The sequence below is a fragment of the Noviherbaspirillum sp. genome (assembly GCF_035654295.1).
Lineage (GTDB): Bacteria > Pseudomonadota > Gammaproteobacteria > Burkholderiales > Burkholderiaceae_D > Noviherbaspirillum.
The window spans coordinates 1-17,496 of the sequence record NZ_DASRXF010000106.1 but is presented as its reverse complement, the minus strand read 5'-3'; the positions used below and the strand labels follow the sequence as shown (position 1 = coordinate 17,496).

Sequence of the window (17,496 nt, the reverse complement as noted above, 5' to 3'; positions counted from 1 at the left end):
GAAATCATTGCTGTCCCCGTTACTGCCGGCTTGCCGGCGTACCTGGACTGGGTTGTCACGGAAACCAAGAAAGATGTGGATGTTTAAGTCATTTGGATTGCCCGCGCTGCTTTCTCCCGCGGGCAGGATCGTTGCGGGACTGCTGCTTGCCGTTGCGGCCATGCTTGCGCCGCTTTCCCACGCGTCGGAGGATTTTCTCGAACCCGAGATTGCGTTCAAGTTCTCCGCGCGCATGATCGACGCGAAGACCGCCGAAGTGACATACAGGATCGCCGACGGTTACTACATGTACCGCGAGGCGTTCAAGTTCAAGGCCGAAGGTGCGACCCTGGGCGAGCCGGTGATCCCGCCGGGCAAGATCAAGTTCGACGAGACCTTCCAGAAGGACGTGGAGAGCTACCGCGGCACGGTTGCGATCACCATCCCTGTCACCGCAAGCGGCGCCTTCACTCTCAAGTCGACAGGCCAGGGTTGCGCGGACAAAGGCTTGTGCTACCCGCCGATGGAATCGGTCGCGAGCCTCTCTACCGACGGCAGCGTGATGCCGGTATCGATGGCCGGCACGGGCAGCGCAGCGGATTCGGAGATGGGTCGAATCGAAGCTTCCCTGCGGAGTGGCAAGCTGATGGCGATCCTGCCCCTGTTCCTGCTGCTCGGTATCGGATTGTCGTTCACGCCCTGCGTGCTGCCGATGGTGCCCATCCTGTCTTCGATCATCGTCGGCGAAGGCACGAACGTCAGCCGCGGCCGCGGCTTTGCCTTGTCGGCAGCGTATTCCCTCGGCATGGCGCTGGTGTATACCGCGCTCGGCGTCGCCGCCGGCCTGGCGGGCGAAGGTCTTGCCGCCGCCTTGCAGAACCCCTGGGTGCTCGGCGCATTCGCCTTGCTCATGGCCGGGCTTTCCCTGTCCATGTTCGGCGTGTACCAGTTGCAAGTCCCCGCAGCGCTGCAGGCGAAACTGACGGACGCTTCCGGCCGCCAGTCGGCCGGCAAGATGGCGGGCGTGTTCGCAATGGGCGCCATCTCCGCCCTGATCGTCGGGCCCTGCGTAGCCGCGCCGCTGGCAGGGGCGCTGCTGTACATCAGCCAGACGCGCGACGTCATCGTCGGCGGCGGTGCGCTGTTTGCAATGGCGGTCGGCATGAGCGTGCCGCTGATGCTGGTCGGCCTTTCTGCCGGTACCCTGCTGCCGCGCGCCGGTGCCTGGATGGAGTCGGTGAAATTCTTCTTCGGCGTGCTCATGCTTGGGCTGGCGATCTGGATCATCACGCCGGTGATTCCCGGCTGGGTCCCGATGATCGGCTGGGCCGTCCTTGGCCTCGGCTACGGCGCCTACCTGATCTGGAAGGCTGGCAAAGCCGGTAAGATCGCCGGCCTGTTGTTCGCCGCCTTCGGACTGGTGCAACTTGCCGGCGCAGCAACAGGCGGCCGCGACCCGCTGGCGCCGATCGCGCATCTCGGCGGCAAGGTGCACAAGACAGAATTCAAGCGCGTCAAATCGGTGGCGGAACTGGAGGCAGCGGTTGCCCAATCTGCAGGCAAGACAGTGATGCTCGATTTCTATGCCGACTGGTGCGTGTCCTGCATCGAAATGGAAAAGCTGACATTCTCCGACAAGCGCGTGCAGGCGCAATTTGCCAACATGGTCTTGCTGCAGGCGGACGTCACGGAGAACAACGCCGACGACAAGGAACTGCTCAAGCGCTTCAAGTTGTTCGGCCCGCCCGGCATCATTTTCTTCGACAAGCAGGGGCGTGAAATCCAGGGCGGCCGCGTGATCGGTTACCAGAACGCGGAACGATTCCTGAACTCGCTCTCGCTGGTCACGAGCTTCTGACGACAAAGCGCCCGCAACGGGCGCTTTTTTTATCGGTCCTTGTCGTCGAGATAGCGCTTGCGCCAGAAAAGGACGAGCAGCACCGCCACGATGACGGCCATCAGCCCGATGGTGATCCAGAATCCCGACTCGTCCTGCAGCAGCGGCATGACAGCGAAATTCATGCCGAAAATGCCGGTGATCAGGGTCAGCGGCATGAACAGCGCGGTGATCACCGTCAGTGTGCGCATGATCTCGCTGGTCCGGTGCGCCATCGCCGAGAAGTGGATCTGTACCGCAGATTCGATGGTGGACTCGAGCCGCTGCGCGTGGTTCAGCACGCGCGTGATGTGCTCCATCACATCGTTCACCCGCACCAGCATCTGGTCCTTGATGCGGCCGTTCTGAGAACCATCCATGGTGTCGACCATATAGTCGCGCAGCTCCTGCATCGCATCGCGCTGTCCCTCGCACAGGTGGTCCAGCTTGCGCAGTTCGATGCGGGCGTCGAGCAATGCATTCCAGTCCTTGAACGCGCTGCTGGGATTCAGCAGCGCGCGCTGCCAGCGGTCGATCTGCCCCGTGAGCGGCTGGCGCAGCGCCAGGTATTGGTCGACCATCGCATTGAGCAGGCGCAGCATCAGTTCCTCCGGCGACCCGGGCGGGCGCAGGCCATTCGCGCTGCCGTCCCGCTTGCTCCTGTACTCCAGCAGGCGTGCGCGTGTCGCTTCGATGGTCCGGCTATTCGGTGCATGGACCGTGACCAGTGCGTTCTCCATCAAGAGGAAAGCCACAGGCTTGGTGACAAGCTTGGTCAGCGCAGGTGGGATCTTTCGCGCAGAAGCCGGTTCCTCCGGCGCGCCGGTTCCGTCCAGCGCCAGCTTGCGGAACACGACCATCGCATAGTCCTGCGTAGAGTCGAAATAGGACGGATGGCTGAGATTGACCACATCCGTCATGTGCGGATCGTAGACCAGCGTGCCGGTCAGCTTTGCAATCGTATCGCGCCAGGCGGCAGGGTCGGCCGCGACTTCGTCATGCGTGACATCGATCCACAGGAAGCCATGCGGGGGAGGGCCGCCGTCGAGCCGTTCGAGTTGGGTGACTTGATTGCTATTGACGTGAAAGATATCCATGTGAGGATGGCAGCGGTTTGAAGATGCGCCAGAGCGCCAGCAGCGACCCTGCGCCCGCTGCGACGATGACCGCCTGCGCCGGCACGGGAAGCATCACCGGCCCGAACCATGCCCCGCTCCAAGCGACGCCGGCAACGGTGGCAACGAGGCGGACCGATTCCAGAACCATATAGACGAATCGCCGCTCGAGCAATCCCCCGATGATCCACAATCCTCCACACAGCCAGCATGCGTAGGCCGCGAGTGCCGCGGCGCCCATGTTCCCGTAGGCGTCCAGGAAGTGCGTCGTCACCAGCAGGACCGCAACGAACTGCGCCAGGCAATAGCCCTGTTCGCTCCGGGTCAGCGCGGGATTATAAAGCGGGCGGGCGATATCGAACGGCTTGCCGGGCCAGCGCGCGGCGACGTCGGCGGGATGCCAGCCGGGAGGCGCAACCCAGACGCGCAGCTTGTCGCGCAAGCGGTGCGCGCGCCAGCAGTCCATCCAGATGGCCTTGTATCCCTCCAGGTTCGCCCAGAACGGATTCCAGCTGCGCAGCGGACTACGCGTGCCGTAGACGACGGGCGTGTCATCGCGCTCCTCGATGAAGGTGCCGAACAACCGGTCCCACAGGATGAGGATGCCACCATAGTTCTTGTCGAGGTAGATATCGTTGACCGCATGGTGCACCCGGTGGTTGGACGGCGACACGAACACGCGATCGAACCAGCCCAGCTTTCCGATCTGCTCGGTATGGACCCAGAACTGGTAGAGCAGGTCGATCAGCCCGACAACGACGAAGACTTCGACCGGGTAACCGAGCAGGGCCATCGGCAGGTAGAAGATCCATCCGAGGAGGGCGCCGCTGCTGGTCTGCCGCAAGGCTGTGGAAAGGTTATAGGCCTCGCTTTGGTGGTGCACCACATGCGCCGCCCACAGCACATTCACTTCATGTCCGGCGCGATGCAGCCAGTAGTAGCAAAAGTCGTACAGGAGCAGGCCGGTGACCCAGACCCAGGGTGCGCCTGCCGGCAGGTCGAAGAGGGCAATATGCTCCACCAGCCAGGCGTAGATGCCGATGCGCAGCAGACGCGTGAAGACGCCGGTGACCTGACTGATCACGCCCAGGCTCAGGCTGTTGATGGCATCGTTGACGCGGTAGTTGTGACGGCCGCGCAGGAAGCCGACAGCGAGTTCGACAAAGATCAATAGGAAGAATACTGGCGTGGCCAGTGTGATCACTTTTTCCTGCATGTCCGTCTCCGATGGTTTTTATATTGCTTCGGAAATGGTAGCGGAATGCGCACGCGGCGCGCGCTGCGAAGTTAGAGGGAGCGATCAGGTTTCCGCGCGGAAGGGAGCGTCGGCTGCCCGGGCAGCCGACGCGAGCAAATCAGAGCTGCTTGAGACGGCGCGCGATGTCGCGTGCGAAGTAGGTCAGCACGCCATCGGCGCCGGCGCGCTTGAACGACAGCATGGCTTCCATCATCGCCTTGTCGTGATCCAGCCAGCCGTTCTGTGCGGCCGCCTTGATCATCGCGTATTCGCCGCTGACCTGGTAGGCAAAGGTGGGCACCTTGAACTCGTCCTTCACGCGGCGCACGATGTCGAGATAGGGCATGCCGGGCTTCACCATGACCATGTCGGCGCCCTCGGCCAGGTCGAGCGCCACTTCGCGCAGCGCTTCGTCGCTGTTGGCCGGGTCCATCTGGTAGGTGCTCTTGTCGCCCTTGCCGAGGTTGGCCGCCGAACCGACCGCGTCGCGGAAGGGGCCGTAGTAGGCCGACGCATATTTCGCCGAGTACGCCATGATGCGGGTGTGGATGAAATGGCGTCCCTCCAGTGCCGCGCGGATGGCGCCGATGCGGCCGTCCATCATGTCCGACGGCGCGACGATGTCCACGCCGGCTTCCGCCTGTACCAGCGCCTGACGCGTCAGGAGGGAGCTGGTCTCGTCGTTCAGCACGTAGCCGTCGGCATTGATGACGCCGTCCTGGCCGTGGCTGGTGTAGGGATCGAGCGCTACGTCGGTCAGGATGCCGAGCTCCGGGAAGCGTTGCTTGAGTTCGCGCACCGCGCGCGGCACCAGGCCTTCCGGGTTCACGGCTTCGATGCCGTCGGGCGTCTTCAGGGAAGGATTGATCACCGGGAACAATGCCATGACCGGGATGCCGAGTGCGACGCAGTCTTCCGCCACCGCCATCAGCAGGTCGACCGAAAGGCGTTCGACGCCGGGCATCGATGCCACCTTCTCGCGCTGGTTCTTGCCGTCGAGGATGAAGACGGGATAGATCAAGTCGGACGTGGTGACGACATGCTCGCGCATCATTGCGCGGGAGAAGGCGTCCTTGCGCATGCGGCGCATCCGGATGGCGGGAAAATGGTTCGGCAGCAGGGAATGTGTCATGGCAATAAATGAGAAATGGGGATGCGATGAATAAATTGTATAGATTCCTGAAACTTTTCCGGAGGCGATCACTCTTAGGAATAGGTGATCATTCACCTCCCGCTTCTCCTCCCTGAGCGGGGCCTATCGTGGCATTAGCGATATGGCGTTACTGCCCTGGAGATCTTCCCCTTTCTCCAGGGTTTTTTTTGCCCGCAGGTTTCCTTCATTGATCGCCGTCATCCACGGCGGCACTGCTATCGCTCAAGCCAAGCAGATCAAGGATACGGTCATTTGCCTCATCCAACCCGACGCGTTTCAGTGCCGAAAACAGTTGCACGCTGAAGGGGAACGCCTGTCCCTCCTCATCGGCGTAGCTTTGCAGCACCGTGCGCGCCTGGCGCAAGGCATTGGTGGACTCGTTGCGGTTCAGCTTGTCCGCCTTGGTCAGCAGGCAATGGACAGGCTTGCCGGTCGGCGCGAACCATTCGAGCATCTGCACATCGAGCTCGGTGAAGGGGCGGCGCGCATCCATGATCAGCACAAGCGCCGCCAGTTGCTCGCGCTGTTGGATGTAGGTGCCGAGCAATTCGTTCCAGTGATTCTTCGCCTCGCCGGGTACCTCGGCATAGCCGTAGCCCGGCAGGTCGACCAGCAAGGCCGTGATTTCATCGACCTTGGTCGGGTCTTTCCGGTGCTGGCCGACGTGGGCGCCGCCGATCGAGAAGTAATTGATGTGCTGCGTGCGACCGGGGGTCTTGGAGGCGAACGCCAGCCGCTTCTGGTTGCACAGGATGTTGATCGCGGTCGACTTGCCCGCATTCGAGCGGCCGGCAAAGGCGATTTCAGGGACTTGCGTGTTTGGCAAATCGCGGAGGTGGTTCACCGTGGTGAAGAAGCGGGCTTGCCAAAGTAGGGACATAGAGAGGCCGAAAAATGCAGCGAAAGAAGGGAGAAATGCTTGAAAGCTATTGTACAATAAGGGGTTATTGTGTTGTTGCGCCGCAAAAGCACAACGCACTTGGCTTTGAGCTGTCCCGATAGTCAGAGTTAGCCAGAATTTTAAAATATCAAGTCCTCAGGGTGTTTGAATGAACCGTGTGTTTTCCCCGTTTGTGAAGTCCTTGTTCGTTGCGATGCTGGCGGTTTCCTCGATCGCTTATGCTGCAGAAGAGAAAAAGGCGCCCGCAGCTGATGCTGCGAAGGGCGAGCAACTGTACAACAGCGGCGACGCTTCGCGCGGCGTGATCGCCTGCGCAGGCTGCCACGGCGCGGCCGGCAATTCCACCATCGTCCAGAACCCGAAGCTGGCCGGCCAGCACGCCGAATACCTCGCCAAGCAGCTCGCCGATTTCAAGACTCCGCAACGCAACAACCCGGTCATGAGCGGCATCGCCAAGGGCATGTCCGAGCAGGACATCAAGAACGTCGCCGCCTACCTCGACAAGCAGGAATCCAAGCCGGGCGCCGCGAAGAACAAGGAAACCGTGGAAGCGGGCAAGAAGATCTACCGCGGCGGCATCGCCGAGAAGAACGTGCCGGCCTGCGCGGGCTGCCACGGCGCCAGCGGCGCCGGCATCCCGGCACAGTTTGCACGCCTGGCCGGCCAGCACCAGGACTACACCGCTGCCCAGCTGACCGCTTTCCGCCAGGGCGCGCGCAAGAACAGCGCACAGATGACGACCATCGCCAAGCGCATGTCCGACGATGAAATCCAGGCCGTATCGGACTACATCGCCGGCCTGAAGTAAGACCAGCAGTAGCAGAAAAAAATAAATGGAGGGGGTGGCAGATGCCACCCCCTTTTCATTTCAGGCACAGAAAAATGAATGTAAGCACCTCCGGATTGCAGCTGAAGACGGAACGCCGCTGGCTGGCGGATGCCGTCGAACTGGTTTCATCGATGCGTTTCGCGATCAGCCTGCTGACGCTGATCGCCATTGCCTCGGTCATCGGCACCGTCCTCAAGCAGAATGAGCCGATGCCCAACTACGTCAACCAGTTCGGTCCGTTCTGGTTCGAGGTGTTCAACAAGCTGAGCTTGTATACGGTGTATTCGGCGTGGTGGTTCCTGCTGATCATGGCCTTCCTGGTCGTCTCCACCACGCTGTGCATTGTCCGCAACACACCGAAAATGCTGCGCGACATGCGGAGCTGGCGCGAAAACGTGCGCGAGCAATCCTTGCGCAATTTCCATCACAAGATGGAATGGAGCAGCGGCAGGCCGATCGACGCGCTGGCGCGGGAGCTGGCGCTCCGGATCGGCGGGCATGGCTACAAGTCCCTCACCGTGCCGAAGGAAAATGGGGTGCTGATCGCCGCCAAGCATGGCGCCGCCAACAAATGGGGCTACATCCTCGCGCACTCGGCCATCGTCATCATCTGCATCGGCGGTCTTCTCGACTCGGACTTGCCGATCCGCTTCCAGCAATGGTTCCACGGCAAGACACCGTTCGCGGGCTCGGGCGTGATCTCGGAGATTCCGGAGCAGCACCGCCTCGGCACCGGCAACCCGACTTTCCGTGCAAACACCTTCATCCCCGAAGGCTCGACGAGCACGACGGCCATGATTCCGCAGCAGGCCGGCGTGCTGGTGCAAGAACTGCCGTTCTCTATCCATCTCAAGAAATTCATCATCGAGCATTACTCGACCGGCATGCCGAAGCTGTTCGCCAGCGAAGTCGTGGTGCGCGACAGCGAGACGGGCAAGACCTTCGAGGCCACGATCAAGGTGAACGAGCCGCTGATTTACAAGGGCATCGCCGTCTACCAATCCAGCTTCGACGACGGCGGCAGCAAGCTCAAGCTGGCTGCGTATCCGATGACCGGCGCGCAGGCCACGCCTTTCCCGCTCGCCGGCGAAGTGGGCGGCACCACGCCGCTGGGCAAGGACAGCCAGGGTGAGTACACCGTCGAATGGTCGGGTTTCAGGCCGTTCAACGTGGAGAACCTTGCAGAGGGCGGACAGGACGTGCGTGCCGTCGATCCCGACAAGAGCTTCAACGAACGGTTCACCGCGGGTCTCGACAAGCAGCTGGGCTCGGCGGCAAAGAATCCGAACAACAAGGACCTGAAGAACGTCGGCCCCAGCGTCCAGTACAAGCTGCGGGACAAGACGGGGCAGGCGCGCGAGTATCACAATTACATGCAGCCGGTGCAGCTCGAGGGCAACTACGTCTTCCTGACCGGCATGCGTGAGACGCCGAACGAGCCATTCCGTTACCTGCGCATTCCCGCCGACGACAACGATACCGTGCAGGAATGGATGCGCCTGCGCGCAGCTCTGGGCGACCCCGGCTTGCTTGATATCGCGGCCCGGCGCTACGCGCAACGCGCAATGCCCGCAACGAGACCAGGCGTCGACGCGCTGCGCGAGCAATTGCAGCAATCGGCGCGGCGCGGGCTGGAGATCTTTGCCGGCAACGGCAAGGAAGCCGGCTATGTCGCCGTCTCGAAGTTCCTCGAACAGGTGCCGCAGGCCGAGCAGCAGAAGGCCGCGGAAGTGTTCATGAAAATCCTGAACGGCACGATGTGGGAATTGTGGCAGGCGGCACGCGAGAAGGCGGGGCTGAAACCTGTTTCCGCGGAGGACAAGCAAGAGCGCTTCCTGCAGCTTGCCATCAACGCACTCTCCGACGCGAGCTTCTACGGCGCGCCTGTCTACCTGCAACTGCAGGAGTTCGAGGAAGTCAAAGCTTCTGTGTTGCAAGTGACGCGCTCGCCAGGCAAGAACGTCGTCTACCTGGGATGTCTGCTGCTGGTGCTGGGGGTGTTTGCGATGTTCTACATCCGCGAGCGCCGCCTGTGGATCTGGCTCAAGCCGGACGCGAACGGCACCCACGCACTGATGGCCATGAGCACGCAGCGCAAGACGCTGGATTTCGAAAAGGAATTCGAGGTATTGAAAGCGCAACTCAAGCAATCGGTGTAAGCTGCACGCGCTTCGGAGGACATGATGGAACTGACGCAATCGCAAACCCAATCGCAAACGTATTCCCCGCCGCCCGGTTACTTCAAGCGCCTGACGCTTGTCGACTGGCTCTACGGCGCGGCGCTGCTCGCCGGCGCCCTGTTCGCGCTGAACCGCTTCGGCGAGTACATGGACGTGTACGAAAAAGGCATCCTCCTGCTGGCCGCGCCGACCTTCGCCTGGCTGGGCTGGCAATGGAAGCAGGTGCGGTGGCTGATGCCCGTCCTTGCCGCACTGTCGCTCGCCGCGATCGCCCTTTACGCCGGCTCGCTCGAAGCTGCCAATAGCAAGTTCTTCCTCAAGTACGCCCTGTCCAGCCAATCCGCCATCCTGTGGATGAGCACGCTGTTTTTCCTGTCCACGCTGTTCTACTGGGGCGGGCTTGCGCTGCGTTCGGATTTCGGCGGCGCCGTCGGCAGCAAGCTCTCCTGGGCGGCCGTCGTGCTCGGCTTCACCGGCATGCTGGTGCGCTGGTACGAGTCCTACCTCGTGGGGCCTGACGTCGGCCACATCCCGGTGTCGAACCTGTACGAAGTCTTCGTGCTGTTCTGCCTGATCACGGCGTTGTTCTACCTGTATTACGAAGAGCATTACGCCACCCGCCAGCTGGGCCCCTTCGTGCTGCTCGTCATTTCCGCCGCGGTCGGCTTCCTGCTCTGGTACACCGTCAGCCGCGACGCGGCCGAGATCCAGCCGCTCGTGCCGGCGCTGCAAAGCTGGTGGATGAAGATCCACGTGCCGGCCAACTTCGTCGGCTACGGCACCTTCGCGCTCGCGGCAATGGTGGCGGTGGCCTACCTGTTGAAGCTGAAGGGCATCTTCGTCGACCGCCTGCCGGCGCTGGAACTGCTCGATGACGTGATGTACAAGGCAATCGCCGTCGGCTTTGCCTTCTTCACGATTGCCACCATCCTTGGCGCGTTGTGGGCGGCGGAAGCCTGGGGCGGTTACTGGTCCTGGGACCCGAAGGAAACCTGGGCACTGATCGTCTGGCTCAATTACGCCGCCTGGCTGCACATGCGCCTGATGAAGGGCTTGCGCGGCCAGGTGGCCGCCTGGTGGGCGCTGGCCGGCCTATTGGTGACGACCTTCGCTTTCCTTGGCGTCAACATGTTCCTCTCCGGCCTGCACTCCTACGGAGCACTCTAAAAAACGGCCGGCGTGAATTTGTTGTAAGGTTGGACTGTCAGGATAGACAAAGCGCTACCACAGCCTTCACGGGAGCCGGTATGTTAATCAAGCGCAATCCGAACGGAATCGATATCCCGTTCGGCTCCGAAATCACCCCGCGTGCGATCTTCGAATCGCGCCGCAGATTCATCCGGCAGCTTGCCGTCGGCTCCATCGCCGGCGGTGCGCTGCTCGACGCGTTCGCGCAGGCGCCGGGCGGACAGAAACTCGCCGCCAAGCCCAATCCCGGCTTCGTCGTGATGGACAAGCCGACGTCCTACAAGGACGCGACCACCTATAACAACTTCTACGAATTCGGCACCGAAAAGGACGATCCTGCGCGCACGGCGGGTTCATTGCGCACCCGGCCCTGGACCATCGCGATCGAGGGCGAAGTCAGGAAGCCGCTCACGCTCGACATCGACAGCCTGCTCAAGCTGGCCCCACTGGAAGAGCGCGTCTATCGCCTGCGCTGCGTGGAAGGCTGGTCGATGGTCATTCCCTGGATCGGCTATTCCTTTGCCGAAATCATCAAGCGCGTCGAGCCGACCGGGAACGCCAAGTACGTCGAATTCGTCACGCTCGCCGACAGGAAGCAGATGCCCGGCCTGCGCAGCCCGGTGCTTGAATGGCCCTACGTCGAAGGCTTGCGCCTCGACGAGGCCAGCCATCCGCTCACGCTGCTGACGCTCGGCATGTATGGTGAAGTCCTGCCGAACCAGAACGGCGCGCCGGTGCGCATCGTGGTGCCGTGGAAGTATGGTTTCAAGTCGGCCAAGTCGATTGTCCGCATCCGCTTCGTGAAGGACCAGCCGCAGACGGCGTGGAGCATCTCGGCGCCACAGGAGTACGGCTTCTATTCGAACGTCAATCCCAATGTCGACCATCCGCGCTGGTCGCAGGCGACCGAGCGCCGCATCGGCGAAGACGGCTTCTTCACGCGCAAGCGCAAGACCTTGATGTTCAATGGTTACAGCGAGGTCGCATCGCTGTACACCGGCATGGACCTGAAAAAGTTCTACTGATGATTACCGCAAGACAGATCGCGCTGGCCAAGGCCGCGCTTTTCGCGGCATCGCTGCTGCCGTTTGCGCGGCTGGTGCTGTTCGCCTTCACCGACCGGCTGGGCGCCAATCCCATCGAGTTCATCACCCGCAACACCGGCGACTGGACCTTGTATTTCCTTTGCCTCACGCTCCTCGTGACGCCGCTGCGCAAGCTCACCGGATGGCACTGGCTGATCCGCCTGCGGCGCATGCTCGGCCTGTTCGCCTTCTTCTATGCGACGCTGCACTTCACGACCTTCCTCTGGTTCGACCACTTCTTCGATTTCAATGAAATGCTGAAGGATGTGGTGAAGCGGCCCTTCATCACCGTCGGCTTTACCGCTTTTGTGCTGCTGATCCCGCTGGCGGTGACCAGCACCAACGGCATGGTGAAGCGCCTCGGCGGCAAGCGCTGGCAATCCCTGCACCGGCTGGTCTACCTGATCGCGGCGCTGGGCATCCTGCACTTCTGGTGGATGAAGGCGGGCAAGAACGATTTTGCCGAGCCGGCCCTGTTCGGAAGTATCGCCGCACTGCTGTTGCTTGTGCGGCTGCACTGGAATGTGGTGCAGCCGTGGCTGCAGCGGCGCCGGATGCAACCGGCGCCGCCTCACGGATTACGGGAGCAGCGTCTCGAGCGCAAATAGCTCGTTCGGCATTTCGCGGCGGCGGATGAGATGCACCTTGTCGCCGTCCACCATCACTTCGGCGGCGCGGCCGCGCGTGTTGTAGTTGGAAGACATCGTCATGCCGTACGCGCCGGCGGACATGATGGCAAGCAGGTCGCCCTGCTCGATGGCCAGCGAGCGCTCGCGCGCCAGCCAGTCGCCCGATTCGCACACCGGGCCGACGATGTCATACACCTTCGGCGCGGTCACACGCTGCACCACAGGCTGCACGCCGTGCCATGCCTCGTACATCGCGGGGCGCATCAGGTCGTTCATGGCCGCATCGACAATGGCGAAATTCTTCGCCGCGCCGTGCTTCAGGTATTCCACTTCGGTCAACAACAGGCCGGCATTGCCGACGATGGAGCGGCCGGGCTCGAACATGACCTGAATCGGTGCGCCCTTGTACTGGTGCAGGCGCCACTTGTCGATCTTCGCAAACAGACGGCCCAGGTAATCGCCGATCGCAACCGGCTTGTCCTTGTCGTAGGTGATGCCGATGCCGCCACCGATATCGAGGTGATGCAGCACGATGCCTTCCTGGGCAAGTCGGTCGGCCAGTTCGATCAGGCGGTCGAGCGCTTCGAGCAGGGGGGCGTCGTCCAGCAGCTGCGAGCCGATATGGCAGTCGATGCCGACGACGCGAATGTGCGGCAGCGCGGCTGCCGTGCGGTAGGCGGTCAATGCTTCGTCGTAAGCGATGCCGAACTTGTTTTCCTTCAGCCCGGTGGAAATGTACGGATGCGTCTTCGGGTCCACGTTCGGATTCACGCGCAGCGATACCGGCGCCTGCTTCCCGACCTCGCCGGCCACTTCGTTGAGGCGCTGCAGTTCTGCCGTCGATTCGACGTTGAAGCAGAGGATGTCGTGCGACAGCGCCAGCTTCATTTCCTCGTGCGTCTTTCCTACCCCGGAGAAGATGACCTTGCGCGGATCGCCGCCGGCGGCGATGACGCGCAGCAGCTCGCCGCCCGACACGATGTCGAAGCCGGAACCCATCTTGCTGAGCAGGTTCAGCACCGCGAGATTGGAGTTCGACTTGACCGAGTAGCAGACCAGGGCCGCACTTTCATCGCGGCGGTTCTCGCGGCATGCGTTGGCATAGGCCGAAAAGTTCTCAACCAGTGCAGCCTTCGAGTACACATAGGTCGGGCTGCCGAACTGGCGGGCGATTTCAGTCAGCGGGACGTTCTCGGCGCACAGTGCGCCGTTCTTGTAGGAAAAGTGGGACATGGTATGAGAAACAACTATCTGGAAGCGGGCGCGGCGGGTTGTGCGGGCGCCTGCTGGGGCGCCGGCGTTGTCATTGGTGTTGCGGCGGGCGGTTTGGCCGGCAGGTAGAGCGGGCCCTTCTGGCCGCATCCTGCCAGCAGGATCGCGATGGACAGGCCGGCAACGCGCGACAGGTCAAGAACTGACTTCACGATTAGAATCACGGTTTTGGGAACCCTTGGAGTGTAGCATGACTGAAACCGAATTCCTGGCGCTGGCGGACCAGACGCTGGGAGCCATCGAGGCGGCGCTGGAGCGCGCCGCGAATGACAGCGACCTGGACGTGGAATGCAGCCGAAGCGGAAATGTGCTGGAGATCGAGTTCGTCGACAACGGTTCCAAGATCATCGTCAACAGCCAGGCGCCAATGCAGGAAATCTGGGTGGCGGCGCGCTCCGGCGGTTTCCACTATAAGCGGATCAACGATCAGTGGCTGAACACCCGGGATCAGTCCGAGCTATTCGCCGCGCTGTCGCGGATGGTTGCTGAGCAGGGCGGCGTCGCTGTGTCGCTGGGCGGGCAGTAAGGAAAAAAGGCCGGCTCCGCGTTGCAGATACCGGCCTCTCGCAAGGAAGCTGTCGCTCAGAACAGTTCGTTCTTCACTTCATCCTTCGCTTTCTCTTCCTCGGCGCCGGTGCCGTTGCCCAGGCCCAGGCTGCGCACCCCGGTTCCCGGCGGATTCTCGGCGTAATAGTATTCGTTGCCCACCTGGATGATCCCCTCCGGCACCGGGCGTTCCTCGACCGGCACATCCTTCAAGGCCTTGGACATGTAGCTGATCCAGATCGGCAGCGCCAGGCCGCCGCCGGTTTCCTTGTTGCCCAGGTTCTTCGGCTGGTCGAAACCGATCCACGCCACCGCCACGACCTTCGGCTGATAGCCGGCAAACCACGCATCGATCGAATCGTTCGTGGTGCCGGTCTTGCCGGCGATATCCGGCCGTTTCATCGACAGCGCGCGCGTCGCCGTGCCGTGCTTCACGACATCCTTCATCATGCTGTCCATCAGGAAGGCGTTGCGCTCGTCGATCACGCGGTTGGCCTCGTCGCCCGCCTTGTCCGGCATGGCCACCGACAGTACGCGGCCGGTGGTATCGGTCACTTTGGTAATGATGTATGGACTGACCTTGTAGCCGCCGTTGGCGAACACCGCGTAGGCGCCGGCCATCTGCAGCGGCGTCACCGCGCCGGCGCCCAGTGCCAGCGTCAGGTAGGGCGGGTTCTTCTCCGCCTCGAAGCCGAAGCGCGTCGCATACTCCTGGCCGTACTTGGCGCCGATCCGATGCAGGATGCGGATCGATACCATGTTCTTGGACTTGGCCAGGCCCTTGCGCATAGGCATCGGGCCTTCGTACTTGCCGTCGTAATTCTTCGGTTCCCAGGCTTGCCCGCCGGTCTGTCCGGCATCGAAGCTGATCGGCGAATCCGCGATCATCGTGGAAGGCGACATGCCCTTTTCCAGCGACGCGGAATAGATGAAGGGCTTGAACGACGAGCCCGGCTGGCGCCATGCCTGCGTCACGTGGTTGAACTTGTTGCGGTTGAAGTCGAAGCCGCCGATCAGGGCACGGATGGCGCCGTCCTCGGTATTGGCCGCCACGAATGCGGATTCGACTTCCGGCATCTGGGTGATCGTCCAGGCGTTGTTATCCTGCGTGACGCGGATGATTGCACCGCGCCGCACCTTCTTTGCCGGCGGCGCCTTCTCGCTCAAGAGATTGGTCGCAAAGCTCAGCCCCGGGCCGGTGATCGTGATTTCCTCGCCGGAGGACAGCACTGCCTTGACGCTCTTGGGCGAGGCTTCGAGGACCACCGCCGCCACGATGTCGTCGCTGTCCGGATGCTCCGCCAGCTCGACCTCGATCGCATGGTCGGCCTGTTCCTTGGACGCCGGAATCTCCATGTAGCCTTCCGGCCCGCGATAGCCGTGACGCTTCTCGTAATCCATCACGCCCTTGCGCAGCGCGAGGTAAGCGGCGTCCTGGTCTGCCTTGGTGATCGTGGTGTAGACGTTCAGGCCGCGCGTGTACGTCTCTTCCTTGAACTGCTCGTAGACGAGCTGGCGCGTCATCTCGGCCACGTATTCGGCATGCACGCCGAACTCGCTGCTGTTGGTCTTGATCTTCAGCACCTGGTCCCGGGCGGCTTCATACTGCGGCTCCGTGATGTAGCCGAGCTGGAACATGCGCTGCAGGATGTATTGCTGGCGCGCGCGGGCACGCTTCGGATTGGCCACCGGATTGTAAGCCGAGGGGGCCTTGGGCAGGCCGGCCAGCATGGCCGCCTCTGCGACCGTGATGTCCGCCAGTTTCTTGCCGAAGTAAATCTGCGCCGCGGACGAGAAGCCGTAGGCGCGCTGTCCCAGATAGATCTGGTTCATGTACACCTCGAGGATCTGGTCCTTCGACAGGTTCTGCTCGATCTTCCAGGCCAGCAGGATTTCATAGATCTTCCGCTTGAGCGTCTGCTCGCTCGACAGGAAGAAGTTGCGGGCCACCTGCTGGGTAATGGTGGAGGCGCCCTGCTTGGAGCTGTTCGTCAGGTTATGCAGCGCGGCGCGCATGATGCCGACGTAATCGACGCCGCTATGGTCGTAGAAGCGGTCGTCTTCGATCGCGAGGACTGCCTTCTTCATGATGTCCGGCACGTCCTTGATGCGTACCAGGTTGCGGCGCTCCTCCCCGAATTCCCCGATCAGGACGTTATCGGCCGAGTAGATTCGCAGGGGAATCTTGGGCCGGTAGTCGGTGAGGGTGTCGAGTTCCGGCAGGTTCGGGTAAGCCATCGCCAGGGCGAAACAGACGATGAGCACGCCAGTGAGTGCCAGTCCGGCGAGCCCCCCGACAAGGCCAAGGGCGAGACGCGCAAGCATGGAAAAGCGGGGCTTCGACGCGTCTTTGGGAGCGTCGGTGACAGGTTTATTGCTGGACATGCAGGGGAAGCCGAAGGAGAAAAGTGAACTGCTGAATTATAGCGGGGGGCAACATGAACGGATATTAGCAGGATGTCAAGTGTTGTCCCGGCACCGCGTGGGCTTTTGGCAACTGGTTACAAATTTCCTCTCGGAAATCGCTTTACACTAGTTGAAGCTTATTGCTAGGATTTAATGTAACGTTGGATATATATCACCTAAATATAGGTTTTTAAACGGATTTTTGTTGAAGCGCCACATTATCCAATTGCTTCGACACAAAAATAAGTGGTGCGTTCACGCAATACGCCACATTTTCGGGGAGAAAAACCCTTGGCCATTGATCTCGGATCGTTACTCGGCAAGAAGAATCCACCGTTGATCGGCCTGGACATCAGTACCTCGGGCGTCAAACTCGTCGAACTGTCGGAAACGGGCAAGAACGAATACCGGCTGGAACGGATCGCAAACGAGCCCTTGCCGCGCGGCGCCGTCGTGGACGGCAACATTGAAAACATCGAACAGGTTTCGGAGGCGGTGCGCCGCGTCTGGAAGAAAAGCGGCACCAAGGCCAGGCACGTGGCGCTGGGCATGCCGCCCGCATCGGTCATCACCAAGAAGATCATCCTGCCGGCCGGCCTGACGGAAGACCAGCTCGAAGTCCAGGTCGAGAGCGAGGCCAACCAGTACATCCCGTTCGCGCTCGAGGAAGTCAGCCTCGATTTCTGCGTGATCGGCGCGGCACAGAATGCGCCGGACGATGTGGAAGTTCTTATTGCCGCGACGCGCAAGGAAAAGGTCGAAGACCGTGTGGCGGTCGCGGAAGCGGCCGGCCTCAAGCCGACGGTGATGGATATCGAATCGTATGCCGCGCGGGCCACGGTCGACCGCGTCACTGCGCAATTGCCCAAGGGCGGCCAGGGTCAGATCGTCGCACTGTTTCAGATCGGTGCGCAGGTCACGCATGTGTCTGTCCTGCAGGACGGACAGACAATTTACGAGCGCGAGCAGCCTTTCGGCGGCAACCAGCTGACACAGGATATCGTCCGCGCCTACGGGCTCTCGTTCGAAGACGCCGAGTCGAAGAAGCGCTCCGGCGACCTGCCGGACGGCTACGAGCGCGAACTCGTGGAGCCCTTCCT

The 17,496-nt window shown here is 61.8% G+C and carries 15 protein-coding genes; 8 read left to right on the top strand and 7 right to left on the bottom strand.

The window, feature by feature from the left end; all coding sequences use genetic code 11:
- Positions 1-79 precede the first annotated feature (79 nt).
- Entirely contained in the window at positions 80-1,837 is a 1,758-nt protein-coding gene (gene dsbD, locus VFF99_RS11380; RefSeq protein ID WP_325017933.1) for a protein-disulfide reductase DsbD, read from the top strand.
- A 29-nt stretch (positions 1,838-1,866) separates the two neighbouring features.
- On the opposite strand, the gene VFF99_RS11375 is transcribed toward dsbD, so the two are convergent.
- From VFF99_RS11375 to yihA, 4 genes are all read right to left on the bottom strand, one after another.
- A complete protein-coding gene (locus VFF99_RS11375) occupies positions 1,867-2,952 on the bottom strand; it encodes a magnesium transporter CorA family protein (RefSeq protein WP_325017931.1) in 1,086 nt (361 codons plus the stop codon).
- Positions 2,930-4,186, bottom strand: coding sequence for a sterol desaturase family protein (locus VFF99_RS11370; protein WP_325017929.1), 1,257 nt, complete (start codon positions 4,184-4,186; stop codon positions 2,930-2,932). Before VFF99_RS11370 ends, VFF99_RS11375 begins: the two co-directional genes overlap by 23 nt.
- A gap of 139 nt (positions 4,187-4,325) precedes the next feature.
- Positions 4,326-5,339 carry a porphobilinogen synthase gene (hemB, locus tag VFF99_RS11365; protein ID WP_325017927.1) on the bottom strand — a complete coding sequence of 338 codons (1,014 nt, stop codon included), beginning with the start codon at positions 5,337-5,339 and terminating at the stop codon, positions 4,326-4,328.
- Positions 5,340-5,544: 205 nt separating this feature from the next.
- Complete coding sequence (yihA, locus tag VFF99_RS11360; protein WP_325017926.1) at positions 5,545-6,240, bottom strand: ribosome biogenesis GTP-binding protein YihA/YsxC; 696 nt, start codon at positions 6,238-6,240, stop codon at positions 5,545-5,547.
- A 169-nt stretch (positions 6,241-6,409) separates the two neighbouring features.
- Here yihA and VFF99_RS11355 point away from each other — a divergent pair, with 169 nt between their 5' ends.
- The 5 genes from VFF99_RS11355 (at position 6,410) to VFF99_RS11335 (ending at position 12,151) form a co-directional block, all read left to right on the top strand.
- The gene (locus VFF99_RS11355; protein ID WP_325017924.1) at positions 6,410-7,069 is read left to right on the top strand and encodes a c-type cytochrome; all 660 of its coding nucleotides are present in this window, start codon (positions 6,410-6,412) and stop codon (positions 7,067-7,069) included.
- A gap of 74 nt (positions 7,070-7,143) precedes the next feature.
- Positions 7,144-9,249, top strand: a complete 2,106-nt coding sequence (locus tag VFF99_RS11350; protein ID WP_325017923.1) for a cytochrome c biogenesis protein ResB — start codon at positions 7,144-7,146, stop codon at positions 9,247-9,249.
- 24 nt (positions 9,250-9,273) lie between these two features.
- Positions 9,274-10,437 (top strand): c-type cytochrome biogenesis protein CcsB, encoded by a 1,164-nt coding sequence (gene ccsB, locus VFF99_RS11345; protein WP_325017937.1) that lies wholly within the window; start codon positions 9,274-9,276, stop codon positions 10,435-10,437.
- An 80-nt stretch (positions 10,438-10,517) separates the two neighbouring features.
- Complete coding sequence (msrP, locus tag VFF99_RS11340; protein WP_325017922.1) at positions 10,518-11,483, top strand: protein-methionine-sulfoxide reductase catalytic subunit MsrP; 966 nt, start codon at positions 10,518-10,520, stop codon at positions 11,481-11,483.
- Complete coding sequence (locus VFF99_RS11335) at positions 11,483-12,151, top strand: protein-methionine-sulfoxide reductase heme-binding subunit MsrQ (RefSeq protein ID WP_325017920.1); 669 nt, start codon at positions 11,483-11,485, stop codon at positions 12,149-12,151. Before msrP ends, VFF99_RS11335 begins: the two co-directional genes overlap by 1 nt.
- Here VFF99_RS11335 and lysA read toward each other — a convergent pair.
- Entirely contained in the window at positions 12,122-13,405 is a 1,284-nt protein-coding gene (lysA, locus tag VFF99_RS11330; protein WP_325017918.1) for a diaminopimelate decarboxylase, read from the bottom strand. The genes VFF99_RS11335 and lysA overlap by 30 nt on opposite strands.
- A gap of 14 nt (positions 13,406-13,419) precedes the next feature.
- Positions 13,420-13,596 carry an LPS translocon maturation chaperone LptM gene (gene lptM, locus VFF99_RS11325; RefSeq protein WP_325017916.1) on the bottom strand — a complete coding sequence of 59 codons (177 nt, stop codon included), beginning with the start codon at positions 13,594-13,596 and terminating at the stop codon, positions 13,420-13,422.
- A gap of 38 nt (positions 13,597-13,634) precedes the next feature.
- On the opposite strand from lptM, the gene cyaY reads away from it, so the two are divergent.
- Entirely contained in the window at positions 13,635-13,970 is a 336-nt protein-coding gene (gene cyaY, locus VFF99_RS11320; protein WP_325017915.1) for an iron donor protein CyaY, read from the top strand.
- A 56-nt stretch (positions 13,971-14,026) separates the two neighbouring features.
- Here cyaY and VFF99_RS11315 read toward each other — a convergent pair whose 3' ends face one another.
- Positions 14,027-16,315, bottom strand: coding sequence for a penicillin-binding protein 1A (locus VFF99_RS11315; RefSeq protein ID WP_325017935.1), 2,289 nt, complete (start codon positions 16,313-16,315; stop codon positions 14,027-14,029).
- Positions 16,316-16,687: 372 nt separating this feature from the next.
- Between VFF99_RS11315 and VFF99_RS11310 the strand changes: the two genes are divergently transcribed.
- A partial coding sequence (locus VFF99_RS11310) for a pilus assembly protein PilM (RefSeq protein ID WP_325017913.1) occupies positions 16,688-17,496 on the top strand: 809 nt, incomplete at its 3' end.

Bases quoted from the DNA above. Each gene is read 5' to 3' on its own strand.
- dsbD (WP_325017933.1), top strand. From the start codon at position 80: ATGTTTAAGTCATTTGGATTGCCCGCGCTGCTTTCTCCCGCGGGCAGG.
- VFF99_RS11375 (WP_325017931.1), bottom strand. From the start codon at position 2,952: ATGGATATCTTTCACGTCAATAGCAATCAAGTCACCCAACTCGAACGG.
- VFF99_RS11370 (WP_325017929.1), bottom strand. From the start codon at position 4,186: ATGCAGGAAAAAGTGATCACACTGGCCACGCCAGTATTCTTCCTATTG.
- hemB (WP_325017927.1), bottom strand. From the start codon at position 5,339: ATGACACATTCCCTGCTGCCGAACCATTTTCCCGCCATCCGGATGCGC.
- yihA (WP_325017926.1), bottom strand. From the start codon at position 6,240: ATGTCCCTACTTTGGCAAGCCCGCTTCTTCACCACGGTGAACCACCTC.
- VFF99_RS11355 (WP_325017924.1), top strand. From the start codon at position 6,410: ATGAACCGTGTGTTTTCCCCGTTTGTGAAGTCCTTGTTCGTTGCGATG.
- VFF99_RS11350 (WP_325017923.1), top strand. From the start codon at position 7,144: ATGAATGTAAGCACCTCCGGATTGCAGCTGAAGACGGAACGCCGCTGG.
- ccsB (WP_325017937.1), top strand. From the start codon at position 9,274: ATGGAACTGACGCAATCGCAAACCCAATCGCAAACGTATTCCCCGCCG.
- msrP (WP_325017922.1), top strand. From the start codon at position 10,518: ATGTTAATCAAGCGCAATCCGAACGGAATCGATATCCCGTTCGGCTCC.
- VFF99_RS11335 (WP_325017920.1), top strand. From the start codon at position 11,483: ATGATTACCGCAAGACAGATCGCGCTGGCCAAGGCCGCGCTTTTCGCG.
- lysA (WP_325017918.1), bottom strand. From the start codon at position 13,405: ATGTCCCACTTTTCCTACAAGAACGGCGCACTGTGCGCCGAGAACGTC.
- cyaY (WP_325017915.1), top strand. From the start codon at position 13,635: ATGACTGAAACCGAATTCCTGGCGCTGGCGGACCAGACGCTGGGAGCC.
- VFF99_RS11315 (WP_325017935.1), bottom strand. From the start codon at position 16,315: ATGCTTGCGCGTCTCGCCCTTGGCCTTGTCGGGGGGCTCGCCGGACTG.